The 13,910-nt window shown below is 69.6% G+C and carries 10 protein-coding genes; 3 read left to right on the top strand and 7 right to left on the bottom strand.

Annotated elements, in window-relative coordinates; all coding sequences use genetic code 11:
* Window positions 1–82 precede the first annotated feature (82 nt).
* The 5 genes from BJ970_RS15025 to ftsY all read right to left on the bottom strand — a co-directional run bounded on the left by BJ970_RS15025 (window position 83) and on the right by ftsY (window position 5,766).
* Window positions 83–667, bottom strand: coding sequence for an AAA family ATPase (locus BJ970_RS15025; protein WP_312864256.1), 585 nt, complete (start codon window positions 665–667; stop codon window positions 83–85).
* 521 nt (window positions 668–1,188) lie between these two features.
* Window positions 1,189–1,527, bottom strand: a complete 339-nt coding sequence (locus BJ970_RS15020) for a P-II family nitrogen regulator (RefSeq protein WP_184726834.1) — start codon at window positions 1,525–1,527, stop codon at window positions 1,189–1,191.
* Entirely contained in the window at window positions 1,524–2,861 is a 1,338-nt protein-coding gene (locus BJ970_RS15015) for an ammonium transporter (protein ID WP_184726833.1), read from the bottom strand. Before BJ970_RS15015 ends, BJ970_RS15020 begins: the two co-directional genes overlap by 4 nt.
* Window positions 2,862–2,982: 121 nt before the next feature.
* A complete protein-coding gene (locus BJ970_RS15010; protein ID WP_184726832.1) occupies window positions 2,983–4,203 on the bottom strand; it encodes a CynX/NimT family MFS transporter in 1,221 nt (406 codons plus the stop codon).
* 123 nt (window positions 4,204–4,326) lie between these two features.
* Entirely contained in the window at window positions 4,327–5,766 is a 1,440-nt protein-coding gene (gene ftsY, locus BJ970_RS15005; RefSeq protein WP_221467167.1) for a signal recognition particle-docking protein FtsY, read from the bottom strand.
* 99 nt (window positions 5,767–5,865) lie between these two features.
* On the opposite strand from ftsY, the gene BJ970_RS15000 reads away from it, so the two are divergent.
* Both BJ970_RS15000 and BJ970_RS14995 read left to right on the top strand, forming a co-directional pair.
* Window positions 5,866–7,056: an anhydro-N-acetylmuramic acid kinase gene (locus BJ970_RS15000; protein WP_184726830.1), complete on the top strand. Its 1,191-nt coding sequence runs from the start codon at window positions 5,866–5,868 to the stop codon at window positions 7,054–7,056.
* Between the two features lie 8 nt (window positions 7,057–7,064).
* Window positions 7,065–8,564 carry a sodium:solute symporter gene (locus BJ970_RS14995; protein ID WP_184726829.1) on the top strand — a complete coding sequence of 500 codons (1,500 nt, stop codon included), beginning with the start codon at window positions 7,065–7,067 and terminating at the stop codon, window positions 8,562–8,564.
* 80 nt (window positions 8,565–8,644) lie between these two features.
* Here the strand turns inward: BJ970_RS14995 and BJ970_RS14990 are convergent, their stop codons facing one another.
* Window positions 8,645–9,265 carry a hypothetical protein gene (locus BJ970_RS14990; RefSeq protein ID WP_184726828.1) on the bottom strand — a complete coding sequence of 207 codons (621 nt, stop codon included), beginning with the start codon at window positions 9,263–9,265 and terminating at the stop codon, window positions 8,645–8,647.
* Between the two features lie 307 nt (window positions 9,266–9,572).
* Here BJ970_RS14990 and BJ970_RS14985 point away from each other — a divergent pair, with 307 nt between their 5' ends.
* Window positions 9,573–9,887, top strand: a complete 315-nt coding sequence (locus tag BJ970_RS14985) for an anti-sigma factor (protein ID WP_184726827.1) — start codon at window positions 9,573–9,575, stop codon at window positions 9,885–9,887.
* A gap of 39 nt (window positions 9,888–9,926) precedes the next feature.
* Here BJ970_RS14985 and smc read toward each other — a convergent pair whose 3' ends face one another.
* Complete coding sequence (gene smc / locus BJ970_RS14980; protein ID WP_312864255.1) at window positions 9,927–13,670, bottom strand: chromosome segregation protein SMC; 3,744 nt, start codon at window positions 13,668–13,670, stop codon at window positions 9,927–9,929.
* Window positions 13,671–13,910: the final 240 nt, after the last annotated feature.

Below are 13,910 nucleotides of genomic sequence, written 5' to 3'. Positions count from 1 at the left end.
GCGTCCTGCCGCAGCGCCAAGCGTCTACCTTAGCGATCGAGATCCAGGCATTGGGCAGCGGCCCGGCACAACGGGACGTAGGTCACGCCACGACGTCCAGCCGGAGGCCGTACTCGACCTGGCTCCTGGTGAGCAGGTGCACCTGGTGCCAGCCGCGTGGCTGCCCGCCGCCGAGCAACCGTAGGTGCATCCGGTGGGCTCGCTGCACGTGCCGGAGGAACGACCTCGGGCGGATCAGTCGCCCGCGTGCCTGCTGCCCGGCCAGCGCCTCGCGCGCGTCCGCGTGCAGCCACACCAGCACCCGCTGCCGCCCGGTCAGCCAGCCGAACAGCATCAGCATCGCGCGGGTGGTGCCGCGGGTCGCGGGTTCATGCGCGACAACCGGCCCAGGCGCACGCAGGCAGCACATGGCTATGCGGGCCCGGTGCGCTAGGTGCACCAGCGGGCGGTAGAAGCGGTACGGCAGTCGGGTCGGCAGCACCTTGCGCAGCTGGGCACGAACCTGTTCGGAATCCAGCGTGGAAATGTCCGAGCCGCCGCGCAGTTTTCCGAGCGCCGTGCTCTTGCCCGCGCCCGGTAAGCCGGCCAGGACGACGAGCGAGCGCCGACCAACGCGCACCATCGGCGGCGGGCTGGCGTAAATGGGAAGTGCGTCCGATATGTCCACGACGGCCCCAAGGCTACGCGTTGCTCGATCTTGTCCGAGGAGCCGAGTGCGCAACGCCACCGAACGCGAAAAACGGGAGGCGGCTCGTTCCCCCCCGGACGAACCGCCTCCCGCACCACCCCTGGTGCGTTTCGGGATATCGCACCTGGTCCGCGTGGGCGACCGTGTCCCCCCGGCCGCCCGCGCGGTTTCCCCGTTGCGATCGCGAGGCCCGGTCTTTCCCCGCCCGACCCCCAGTGCGGGCGGGTCCCCCTCCGGTTCTGCCTGATGACCGCGTTATGCCGAGAAGTCTGCCGCCTGGCGGGCCGCCGCGAGACCGTGAAGCCCCCTGAGTGCGGCTGCGTAGTGTTACGCAGCCGTCGCCTACAACTCCGCGAAAAACACTCAGCCCGAGCGGCTGTCCAGGTGTCGCCCGGCACCCTCGCACCCGGCACACGCGCGGCCCCTGAACAGGAAAAAGTGGAGGGCATCTTCGATCGACTCAGTCGATCGGAGATGCCCTCCACTCGGCCCGGAACGGGTCAGATCGCTTCGACTCCGGTTTCGCCGGTGCGAACCCGGACCACGGTGTCCACCGAGGTCACCCAGACCTTGCCGTCGCCGACCCTGCCGGTCCGCGCGGCGGACACGATCCCGTCCACCACCTTGTCCACATTGGATTCATCGACCAGGACCTCGACGCGCAGCTTCTCGATGAAGTCCACGGCGTACTCGGCGCCCCGGTAGACCTCCGTGTGGCCCTTCTGGCGGCCGTAGCCCTGCACCTGGCTCACGGTCATGCCCAGCACCCCGAGCCGACCGAGCTCCTCCTTGAGATCGTCCAACTTGGACGGCTGAACGATCGCGGTCACCAATTTCATGCGCGGCTGCCCTCCAGCTTGCGTTCGACCTCGTCGGCCGGCACCGGGGAGCGGCGCACAGAGCGACCGTCACCGAAGTGGTACGCGGTCTCGGCGTGCTCGGTCTCGTCGATGCCCACGGCCTCGTCCTCGGCGCTCACCCGGAACCCGACGACCGCCTTGACCAGCAGCGCCAGCACCAGGCTGAGCACGAACGAGTAAACCAGCACCGCTCCCGCACCGACAGCCTGCCGCCACAGCTGGTCCAGCCCGCCGCCGTAGAACAGCCCGTCCACCCCGGCCGGGGCGGCCGACGACGCGAACAGACCAATCAGCAGGGTGCCCATCACGCCGCCGACCAGGTGGACGCCGACGACGTCCAGCGAGTCGTCGTAGCCGAACTTGTACTTCAGGCTGACCGCCAGCGCGCACACCGCGCCGGTGATCGCGCCGATGGCGATCGCGCCCAGCGGCGACACCGAGGAGCAGGCCGGGGTGATCGCGACGAGACCGGCGACGATGCCCGAGGCGGCGCCGAGTGTGGTGGCGTGCCCGTCGCGGATGCGCTCGACGAGCAGCCAGCCGAGCATCGCGGCACTCGTGGCGACCAGCGTGTTCACCAACGTAACCGCCGCGGTGGTGTTCGCGGCCAGCGCCGAACCGGCGTTGAAGCCGAACCAGCCGAACCACAGCAGGCCCGCGCCGAGCACCACGAACGGCAGGTTGTGCGGCTTGCCCGGGTCCTTCGGCCAGCCCTTGCGCTTGCCGAGCACCAGCGCCAGCGCCAGCGCGGCGGCACCCGCGTTGATGTGCACCGCGGTACCACCGGCGAAGTCGATCGCGGCCAGCCTGTTGGCGATCCAGCCGCCGACGGCGGTCACATTGCCCGCGTCGTCTTTCGTGTCGAAGGCGAAAACCCAGTGCGCGACCGGGAAGTACACCACCACGGCCCACAGCCCGGCGAACAGCAACCAGGGACCGAAGCGGGCGCGGTCGGCGATCGCGCCGGAGATCAGCGCGACGGTGACGATCGCGAACATCGCCTGGAAGCCGACGAACGCCAGCGTCGGGACGGTGCCGGAGAGCTGGTCCTTACCGAGCAATTGGCCCAGCCCGAAGAACTCCGCCGGATTGCCGAGCAGACCGAGCCCACCGACGTCGGAGCCGAACGCTGTCGAGTAGCCAATGAGCGCCCACAACACGCCCACCACGCCGATGCTTCCGATGCTCATCATCAGCATGTTGAGCACGCCGCGAGAGCGCACCATGCCACCGTAGAAGAACGCCAGACCCGGGGTCATGAGCAAGACCAACGCCGCGCTCACGAGCACCCATGCGGTGTCGCCTGAATTCACATTGCCTCCCCGTACGGACCGAGTTGGCCGCATCTTGAGAAATGCCTGTTTCAGGCGGTCCGTTTCGATGTAACGCGGCCGTGAACTCCGACTGACCGCGGGTTACGGCCGCGTTGTGATGTCACCGGCGCGTTACCTCGCCGATCACCGACGGCACCTGGACCGGTCGGCCGGCCAGCAGTCCCGCGCCCAGCCAGACCGCGGAGCAGGCAATCAGCAGCGCCCACGGGACGGTCCAGCCTCCGGTCATGTCGTGCAGCAATCCGATCAGCAACGGACCCGCCGCGGCGATGAGATATCCCCCACCTTGAGCCATCCCGGACAGCGCCGTCGTGGTGTCGCTGTCCGGCGAACGCAGTCCGAACAGCGTCAGTGCCAGGCCGAACCCCGCGCCCTGGGCCAACCCGAGCACGACGGTCGCCGGCCACAGCCCGGCGGCGGGGCCCACCAGGATGCCGGTGAAGCCGAGCGCGACCAGCACGGCCAGCACCACGGCGATCGGACGCTGGTCGCGGAGCCGGTGGCACAGCACCGGCACGCTCATCGATCCGGCGGCCTGCACCGCCGCCTGGATGCCCAGCGCCAGGCCCGCCAGTTCGGGACTCATGCCCCGGCTCTGCAACATGGTCGGCAGCCAGCCGAAGACGACGTAGACCAATGCCGACTGCAACCCCATGAACACGGTGAGCTGCCAGGCCAGCGGGTTCCGCCACAGCCGGCCGGGGCGGGCCGGCAGCGGCGGCACGCCGGTGCCGCGCCGCAGCGCGAAGACGCTGATCCCCAGGGCGAACAGGACGGGAACGGCGAGCAATCCGAGTGGGGCTCGCCAGGCCGAGCTCATCGCCGCACCGATCGGTACGACGACGCTAGCCGCGACCGCGCCGCCCAGCGTCAGGCACATCGCGTAGATCGCCGTGATCACCGGCACTTTGTGCGGGAAGTCGCGCTTGATCAGGCCCGGCAGCGCGACGTTCGCCACCGCGACCCCGGCCCCGACCACGACCGTCCCGGCAAGCAGCGTCCCGATCGATCCCAGCGCACGCATCGAGTTGCCGACCAGCAGGACCACCAAGCAGCCGACCAGCACCTTCTCGTCGCCGAAGCGCTGCCGCAGCTTCGGTGCGACGAACGCGAACGCGCCCAGGCACACCACCGGCAACGTGGTCAGCACCCCGCCCAAGGTGTTCGATACGCCCAGGTCGTGCTGAATCTGCTCCAGCAGCGGCGCCACCGCGGTGAACGGCGCTCGCAGCGCCAGCGCCACCAGGACGACCAGAACCAGGGTGGCCGCCGCGGCCGTGCGCACGGGAGGGGCCGGTGTCTGCTGGACTCGGGTGCTCACTGCGCGTTTCCCTTCTCCGCCAGAACGCCGCACAGGGACTCCAGACTCGGCTCGATCACGGCGTCCACGGCCGCGGCGTCCGCGTCATGAACTCCGAGTTGCGGGGGCTGTTGGCCGGGGGTGTCAGCCGAGGAGGGCGTCCACGAAGGCGCCTGGCTCGAAGGGGGCCAGGTCGTCCGCGCCCTCGCCGAGGCCGACTAGCTTCACCGGAACACCCAGTTCGCGCTGGACCTGGAAGACGATGCCGCCCTTGGCGGTGCCGTCCAGTTTCGTCAGCACGATGCCGGTCACGTCGACGACGTCGGAGAAAACCCGCGCCTGAGTCAGGCCGTTCTGCCCGGTCGTCGCGTCCAGCACCAAAAGCACCTCGTCGACCTGAGCTTTCTTTTCCACGACGCGCTTGACCTTGCCGAGTTCGTCCATCAGCCCGGTCTTGGTGTGCAGCCGGCCGGCCGTGTCGACCAGCACCGCATCCACGGCGGTGTCGCCGCCCCTGCTGACCGCCTCGAACGCCACGCTCGCCGGATCGGCACCTTCCTTGCCGCGCACCACTTCCGCACCCACCCGGTGTCCCCAGGTGGCAAGCTGATCGACGGCCGCGGCGCGGAAGGTGTCCGCCGCGCCGAGCAGCACGGTCCGTCCGTCCGCGACCAGCACCCGCGCCAGCTTGCCCGTGGTGGTGGTCTTGCCGGTGCCGTTGACTCCGACGACCAGCACGACGGCCGGCTTGCCGCCGTCGGCGGGGTTGCCGTGCGGCAGCGCCTGCACCGCACGCTGCATGTCCGGACCGAGGGCATCGACCAGCACCTCGCGCAGCAGCGCCCGTGCCTCGTCCGGGGTGCGGACGCCGCGGGTGGCGATCTCGGTGCGCAGCCGCTCGGTGATCTCGGTGGTGGTCGCCGCGCCGAGGTCGGCCATCAGGAGGGTGTCCTCGATTTCCTCCCAGGAGTCCTCGTCGAGGTCGCCCGCGCCGAGCAGGCCCAGCAGGCCCTGGCCGAAGGTCGACCGGGACCGGGAGAGCCGGCCGCGCAGCCGCTCCAGCCGCCCCGAGGTCGGCTCGATCTCCTCGATCTCCTCCGGCACCGCGGGTGCGGGCTCCGGCACCGGCTCGACGCGCTCGTGCTCGGGAACCTCGACGGGCGGCTCCTCGACCGGGGCTTCCCGTTCCGGTGGCTCCTCGACCAGGGCCTGTTGGGTCGCGGTCGGGCCGTCCGGCAGCGGCACGTCAACGATGCCGCGTCGCTCGCTGTCGCGGGGTACCGCCGCGTCGTCACCGACGCCGGGTTGCCCCTCCACCTCGGTGCGTTCTCCCGCGGGATGCTCCGGCGGAGCGGTCGTGGCGGTGCCGCCGCTGGACAGGCTGATTCCGCCGTCGGCGCGGTATCCGCCGCCCTTGACGGCCTCGCTCGAGCTGGCGGCTTCGTCCCGTTCGCTCAGGCTGATCCGCCGCCGGCGGTTCAGCACGACACCGGCGACCACGGCGATCGCCAGCACCACCGCGACGACGACGATGATCAGAATCAGGGTTGAGGTGGTCACGCGCCTATCCTCCCACCTGGTCATACCGGCCACGGAACGCGCCCGGCACACTAAGTGGGCAAATCACCAACCAGGTCCGCGAAGCGCTTGCCTTTACCCGCGACTGTGCAATACACCACACATATGACTTGGTGTCGGGTACTCGGACTGCTCTCCGGCACGTCGATGGACGGCGTCGACGTGGCCGCCGCCGAGCTGCGACTGGACGGCGACACCGTGGAACTGCGCCCGCTCGGCGCATCCGTGCTCCGCTACCCGGGCGTGCTGCACGAGAAGCTGCTCGCCGTGCTGCCATCGGCCCGCAACGGCGCAGCAGAACAGTGCGGTGCCGAAGACCTGTGCCAGCTCGACACCTACGTCGGGCAGCAGTTCGCGGCGGCGGCCCGGCTCGGGGTCGAGCTCGCCGGCGGCCGCGCGGACCTCGTCGCGTCGCTGGGCCAGACGCTCTATCACTGGGTTCAAGGCAGCGGGCGGGTGCGGGGCACGCTGCAAATCGGGCAGCCGGCATGGATCGCCGAAGCCACCGGGCTCCCTGTGGTGTCCGACCTGCGCGCCCGCGACGTCGCTTCGGGCGGCCAGGGCGCCCCGCTGGCCGGCGTGTTCGACGCGCTCTGGCTGGCCGACGAGCCCGGCACGACCGTGGCGCTCAACATCGGCGGCATCGCCAACATCACCGTGGTCGGCGGACGATGCCCGCTGGCTTACGACACCGGCCCCGGTAACGCGCTGATCGACCTCGCCGCCCGCCGGGTCACCGGCGTACCGCAGGACACCGACGGACGGATCGCCGCGACCGGCACCGTCCACCCCCAGCTGCTCGAAGAGCTGCGCGCCGACGCCTACTATCGGCGGCCAGCGCCGAAGTCCACCGGCAAGGAGTACTTCAACGCCGATTACCTGACGCGGGCGCTGGACAAACTGCACGACGAGGTCAGCGCCGGCGATCTGCTGGCGACGCTGACCGAGCTCACCGCCCGCACGATCGCCGACGCCTGCCGTACCGAGCAAGCGGCGAAGGTCGTCGCATCCGGCGGCGGGGTGCGCAATCCCGTCCTGCTGGCCGCCTTGCGCCGCCGGCTCGACGTGCCACTGGTAGTCAGCGATGAGCTCGGGATGCCCGCTGACAGCAAGGAAGCGTTCCTGACCGCTCTGCTCGGATTCCTCACCTGGCACGGCATCACCGGCAACACGCCGGGCACCACCGGAGCCACCGTCCCCCGGGTGCTGGGCAGCATCACACCGGGAAGCGGTGCGCTGCGGCTGCCCGAACCCGCCACTGAGCAGCCGAAGCGGCTGCGATTGCAGCTCGCGTAGGAGGCCCAGTGCGTCCGGTCGACATCGTCATCATCGTCGGGTACCTGGTTCTGGTCCCCCTCCTGGGCGTGCTGCTGGCCGGACGGCAGCGTTCGGCGAGGGAATTCTTCGTCAGTGACCGCAACATGCCGTCGTGGGCGGTGTGCTTCGCGGTGGTGGCCACCGAGACGTCCACATTGACGGTGATCAGCACCCCGACGGTCGCCTATCTCGGCTCCTTCACCTTCCTGCAGCTGGCGATCGGCTACCTGGTCGGCCGGATCGTGGTGGCCTTCGTGCTGCTGCCGCGCTACTACGGCGGCGGGCTGGTCACCGCCTACGAGTTCCTGGGCAAGCGGTTCGGCTCGGGGATGCAGGTCACCGCGTCCGCGACGTTCCTGATCACCCGGCTGCTGGCCGACGGGGTCCGGCTGTTCGCCACGGCCATTCCGGTTAAGGTGCTGCTGGCGGCGGCCGGGGTCGACGTGTCGTTCGGGCAGATCATCCTGGTGATCACGATCGTCACCGTGCTCTACACCTATCTGGGCGGCACTCGCGCCGTGGTCTGGATCGACGCGCTGCAGATGGTCCTCTATGTCGTCGGCGGCGTCGTCGCGGTCGTGGTACTGGCCGGGAAGCTGCCCCCCGACTGGTTCGGCGCCGCCCTCGACGCCGGCAAGTTCCAGATGTTCGACTTCTCGTCGTCGATCGTGACCCAGCCTTACTCCTTCGTCACGGCGATCATCGGTGGCGCGATGCTCTCGATGGCCTCGCACGGCGCCGACCAGCTCATCGTGCAGCGGTTGCTCGCGACCCGGACATTGAAGGCCAGCCAAGGCGCGCTGATCGGCAGCGGCGTGCTGGTGTTCTTCCAGTTCGGCCTGTTCCTGCTGATCGGCACCATGCTCTGGTCGTTCTACAGCGGGGTGAACCCCAAGGACATGGGCATGGCCACCAACGACGAACTGTTCCCGACCTTCATCATCACCCAAATGCCGCCGGGCATCTCCGGGCTGATGATCGCGGGCATCCTCGCCGCGGCGATGAGTTCGTCGCTGAATTCACTGGCGACCTCCACGGTCACCGACGTCTACCAACGGCTGATCAAGCGCAAGCTCAGTGACCGGGCCGTGCTGCGCCGGGCCAAGATGTGGGTGCTGGTGTGGGGCGTCCTGCTGTTCGTGTTCGCCTCGATGTTCACCAGCACCGACGACCCGGTCATCGAGCTCGGGCTGAGCATCACCGGCTACACCTACGGCGCGTTGCTCGGGGCGTTCTTCCTGGGGTTGGCGGTCAAGCGGGCGACCCAATCCGACGCGGTCATCGCTTTCCTGGTCACGGTCGCGGTGATGGCGGTCGTGATCCTCGGTGTGACCTTTCCGAACGGCGCGGGCGGCCAGGCCCCGCTGGCTTTCCCCTGGTACACCCCGCTCGGCGTGGTCGTGACGCTCGTGGTGGGCGGCCTGCTGTCACGGCGCCATGCCCGCCCCGCGATCGAGGTATCCACGGCGCGGGTCGACAACGCATGATCGGTCCGGTGCCGTGAGTCTTCCGGGGAGCTACCGCCGCCCGGAAGACCCACGGCCGACATGGCCCCCAGTGGGCGAGATCAGAGTGCGATGACCGACAGCAGGATGATCAGGAAGCACAGCGCGAGGGTACCGGCCAGGACCCCGATGGCCAGGCCCATTCCGGGTGCCTTCTGCGGAGCCGGGCCGATGGCACCGTTCATGAAGACGATCACCGGCGCCGCGTAGTAGACGTCGATCTGCTGACCGGCGTTGACCGGGATCACGGCGCTCGCGCTGCCGACCTGCCACAGGTAGTTGACGTGGATCTGGATCTGGTGCTGGCCGGGGGGCAGGTCGATCGGCATCTTGCCCCAGGTCAAGATCGGGCCCGGCTGCCCGTTGATGGTGAGCTGCGGCTTGAAGAACATCAGCATCCAAGCCAGCCAGAAGTACGAGCAATCGATCATCAGGCGTCCCATGCCGGGGGCGGGTGGCGCCATCGGCTGCCCCATCGGCGCGACCGGGCCGGGCTGCTGCGGATAGCCGCCCTGCTGCGGCATCGGCTGGTACGACATTCCCGGCTGCATCTGGGGCTGCTGCGGCATCGGTTGCTGCGGCAGCGGGCCGGATGGCGGGCCGTAACCCGGTGGCGGCGTCATCGGCTGGCCCTGCTGGGGGTACGCCTGCTGCCCCGGCGGCGGGCCGTACGGATTGGTCATGGAAGGCCTCCTGTACCTGGTGAGATCCCGTGCTTTGGAGTGCTGCGGGAACATCCGCGCCCGGCGTCTTTCGTCGACACCCGCCCCGAGGATCGATGCCGGACCGCCGACCATCGTCCCGCACCCTGATCCGGGAGCCGAAACCGACATGGCCGCCAACACCGGGGTCTGTTTTATAGGCGGCGTAACCCGCTTGCCGTGGGGGACTGTGCGGGACTCTGATGCCTGCGCTCGGCCCTTCAGCGAATGTCGCGTCGCGTCGATGGATAACGCAGGCGATCGCCGAAGCTGAGAGTGGGAGCTGCGGGTGCAACACATTGATCACGCGGGGTTCCAGGCGAAGCTCAACGCCTATTCGGCGGGAATGCTGAGCGACGTGGAATGGCTGATGGTTCGCACTCATTTGGCGGAATGCACCTCATGCCGGGCCGAACTGAGTCGGCCGGAAACATGGAATCGTGCCGCGCCGCAGTGGATTTCGCCGTCGGAAGCGGGGCCATCGCGTACCTTGTGCGCCCGCCGGCAGTGCTCCCGGCCGGGCTGGGCGGTGGTGTTCGGCTTGGCGATGGTCGCAGCTCTCGTCGCCTTCGCAGTCGGCTACGCGCTGGGCACCGCCGCCTGACTCGTTAATGGCAATGGTCGCGCCAGCGGCCACAATCGCTCACGAATCCGCACCGTCCGACCCGGCCGCCGGTGCGTCCGCATCTGCGGGAGGGCCGTCGGTTTCCGGCGTCGCTCCAGCCGGAACCGCGCTCGGGCCGTCCAACACGGCCGCGACATCGCCCTCCGCCGGCTCCTCGGGTGAGTCGCCCTTGCCGCGCTTGCCGGATTCACCGCGCAACCGCTGGGAAATGACCTGCGTGATGCCGTCGCCGCGCATCGTCACGCCGTAGAGGGCATCGGCGATCTCCATGGTCGGCTTCTGGTGCGTGATGATGATCAACTGCGACGTCGTGCGCAGCTGGTCCAGCAGCGTGATCAGGCGCCGCAGGTTGGTGTCGTCCAGCGCCGCCTCGACCTCGTCCATCACGTAGAACGGCGACGGCCGGGCGCGGAAGATGGACACCAGCATGGCCACCGCGGTCAGCGACTTCTCGCCACCGGAGAGCAACGACAACCGCTTGACCTTCTTGCCCGGCGGCCGCGCCTCGACCTCGACGCCGGTGGTCAGCGGGTCGTCCGGATCGGTGAGCGTCAGCCGCCCCTCGCCGCCGGGGAACAGGACCTTGAAGACCGTCTCGAATTCCTTGGCCACGTCGTGGAAGGCGGAGGTGAACACCTCCAGGATCTTCTCGTCGACCTCCTTGACGACGCTGAGCAGGTCGCGGCGGCTGTCCTTGAGGTCTTCCAGCTGCGTGGACAGGAACTTGTAGCGCTCCTCCAGCGCGGCGAACTCCTCCAGCGCCAGCGGATTCACCTTGCCCAGCAGGGAAAGGTCCTTCTCGGCGCGCTTGGCGCGGCGCTCCTGGGTGGCTCGGTCGAACGGCACCGGCGGCGGGGCGGTGACCTGCTCGCCGCGTTCCTTGGCGGCCTCGTACTCGGCCACCTCGGCGGGACTCGGCGGAATCGGCACGGTGGGCCCGTATTCGTCGACCAGGTCCTCCAGCCCAATCCCGAAGTCCTCGATGATCTTGGTTTCCAGCTGCTCGATCCGCAACCGCTGCTCCGCGCGCACGACTTCGTCGCGGTGCACCGCATCGGTCAGCTTCTCCAGCTCGCCGCCGAGCTCGCGTACTCGCGCTCGCACGACGCCGAGTGCCTGATCGTGCTCGCTCTGCTTCGCCTGCGCGACGTCCCGCTCCTCCGTCGCGGCGCTCAGCGAACGGGCGATGCGCTCCAGCGCTGTCTCGCACCCGGAGACCACGGCCTGCGTGACGCGCGCTGCGCGTTCCCGGCCCTTGCGCGCCGCCTCGGCGCGGGCGCGCGCTTCGCGCTCGTGGCGGGCTGCGCGCCGCAACTGGTCGGCGCGCCCCTGGACGGCGCGGGCCCGTTCTTCAGCGGTGCGCTGCCCGAGCCGCGCGTCCATTTCCTGCTGCCGCACGGTGCTCAGTTCGGTGCTGAGCCGGTCGCGTTCGCCGGTGTCCGGCTCTGCCGCTTCATCCTGTTCGGACTTGACCGCCGTCAGCCGCTCTTCGAGTTCGGCCAGTTTGACCAGGGCTTGTTCGCGGGACTGCTCGACCTTCACCCGCTGCTGCCGGACCCGGTCGACCTCGGCGATGGCGGTGCGGGCGGCGCGCTGCAGGCTGGACAGCCGCTCGGTGCTGCGGGCGCGCTGCACCTTGGCGTCGTTGATCTGCTCCTGCACGGCCCGGACTTCGGCGCGCCGCGCCTCTTCCTCTGCTCGCGCGCCTTCCAGCGCCGCGGCGTGCTGTTCCAACCGTCGCTCGGCGGCGGCGAGTTCGCGTTCGGCTTCGTCGACGGCGGCCTGCACCTCGATGGTGCTCTGCCGGTCGTCGGAGCCGCCGATGGCCCAATGCGTGCCCAGGACATCGCCCGCGGCGGTGACGGCCCGGATTTCGGGCTGGCGTTGCACCAGTTCCCGCGCGTCGGCCAGGGTCTCGACGACCGCGACCCGGTCGAGCGCCTCGGTCACCGCGCGACGCATCCCGTCCGGGGCGCTGACCAGGTCGACCGCCCAACGCGCCGAGCCGGTCAGCTGCGGCCAGCCGGACCGGTCGGGCTCCCCGGTGGAACCGATGATCAGCCCGGCGCGGCCCGCTTCGTCGGCCTTGAGCATCTCCAGCGCTGTCACCGCGTCGGTGACACCGCGAACCGCGACCGCGTCGGCGACCGCGCCCAGCGCAGCAGCGAGGGCGGACTCGGCACCGGGTTCGACGCTGAGCAGTGCTGCGACCGAACCGAGCAGACCCGGCACTCGGTCCCCGGCCGACATGAGCGCACCGGCGCCGTCCTTGCGCTGCAAGCCCATCGACAGCGCCTCGACCCGCGCCTTCCAGGACGCGATCTCCCGTTCCGCAGCCCGCTCGGCCTTGACGAGCTCCTCGACGCGAGCGCGTGCCACGTCGCGCGCTTCGGCAGCGCCTTCGCGGCGCTCTTGCAGCCCTGCGTCGTCGGAGTCGTAGCCGCCGCTTTCCTCCTCCGCATCGGCCTGCGCGCGCTCCGCTTCTTCCGCGCGCGCGGAAGCCTCCTCCAACGCGTCCGACAGCCGCTCGATCTCCTCGGCGGTGTCGCTGACCTTGCTGCGCAGCGACTCGACCTGGCCGGACAGCCGGGCTGCGCCTTCGCGGCGGTCGGCGATCGCCCGCACCGCGGCCAGGTGCGCCTGCTCGGCCTGCTTCAACGCGGATTCCAGTTCCGAACGGCGCTGCACCACCTCGTGAAGCGCCTCGCGGGCCTCTTCGACCTGCTCGCGGAGCTCGATCTCCTGCTCCGCGGCCTCTTCGGCCTCGGCGTCGAGCTGGTCTGGGTCGCGGCCGGGGCGGTGTTCCTCGGTCTGCGCGGTCAGGTGCCGGTGGCGCTCGGCGGCCAGCCGCAGCGTGCCGTGCAGGCGTTCTTCCAGCGCGGACAGCCGGTACCAGGTCTCCTGCGCCCGGGCCAGCCGCGGCGCGTCGGAGGCTACCTGCTCTTCGAGGGTCTTCTCCTCGGACTGCGAGAACTGCAATGCACGCTCGACCTCGGTGCGCTTGGACCGTGCGGCTTCCTGATCGGCTTCGTCGCGAGCCAGGTCGGCGCGGGCGGTGACCAGGTCGTCGGCGATGAGGCGCAGCCGGGCGTCCCGCAGGTCGGCCTGCACTGTCTGCGCCTTGCGCGCGATTTCGGCCTGCTTGCCGAGTGGTTTGAGCTGGCGGCGCAGCTCGCTGGTCAGGTCCGTCAGCCTGGTCAGGTTGGCCTGCATCGCGTCGAGCTTGCGCAGCGCCTTTTCTTTGCGCTTGCGGTGTTTGAGCACGCCGGCGGCCTCTTCGATGAGCCTGCGGTGCTCGTCCGGTTTGGCCTGCAGGATGGTGGCCAGCTGCCCCTGCCCGACGATGACGTGCATCTCGCGGCCGATGCCGGAGTCCGACAGCAGTTCCTGCACGTCCATCAGCCGGCACGAGTTGCCGTTGATCTCGTACTCGCTGGCCCCGTCGCGAAACATCCGGCGGGTGATGGAGACCTCGGTGTACTCGATCGGCAAGGCGCCGTCGGAGTTGTCGATGGTCAGCGTGACCTCGGCGCGGCCCAGCGGGGCGCGGCCCGCGGTACCCGCGAAGATCACGTCTTCCATCTTGCCGCCGCGCAGCGCCTTCGCACCCTGCTCGCCCATCACCCAGGTCAGCGCGTCGAGCACGTTGGACTTGCCCGAGCCGTTCGGGCCGACGACGCAGGTGATGCCGGGTTCGAAGCGCAGCGTGGTGGCCGAGGCGAAGGACTTGAACCCCTTCAGCGTCAGGCTCTTCAGGTGCACGGCTGCGATCGACCTTCCCGTGGTTCGTCCGGTGGACCGGCTGTCACATCCGGCAGAGCCTACCGCTGAGCCCAGCCGCGCTTGCGCAGAACCGCTGGTAACGGCGATTTGGCCGGAGATCCCATAGCCGCCAAGATCAACGACACCCAGGGGGCCACAACGCGGAAACGGCCGGCCTGACCATCGTGACCTGGTCCTGAGCACAAACCCAGGAAATCACGATCTTCGCAGTCAAGATCC

The organism is Saccharopolyspora phatthalungensis (assembly GCF_014203395.1).
GTDB lineage: Bacteria > Actinomycetota > Actinomycetes > Mycobacteriales > Pseudonocardiaceae > Saccharopolyspora > Saccharopolyspora phatthalungensis.
This window is presented reverse-complemented; position numbering and strand designations above follow the sequence as displayed.